Here is a 275-nt window from a genome sequence, read left to right on the forward strand (position 1 = left end):
CTATTATGTTTGGCGGACCAAACGTTGAAGTAAACGAATTTGCTTCTGATACACCTTATATAGGGCTTGATTGGTTTATTTTAGATTTACTCGGCTCAACACTTATATTTATTGTGATTGAAAAGTTATTACCTCATCGTAAAGATCAAAAAATATTACGTAGCGAATGGCGAGGCGATTTAAACCACTTTTTTGTAAATCATTTAATTATTGGTTTTGTATTACTCGTTACTAACCACTTTGTGCATTATGGCTTTGGCTGGGCTGTATCATCT

Annotated in this window: 1 pseudogene; it reads left to right on the top strand. The window is 33.8% G+C overall.

Annotated features, from left to right (window positions below):
• Positions 1 to 275: pseudogene (locus AAEY80_RS14525) on the top strand (hypothetical protein); the annotation flags it as partial.

The organism is Psychrobacter sp. 78a-MNA-CIBAN-0178 (assembly GCF_040309625.1).
Classification (GTDB): domain Bacteria; phylum Pseudomonadota; class Gammaproteobacteria; order Pseudomonadales; family Moraxellaceae; genus Psychrobacter; species Psychrobacter okhotskensis.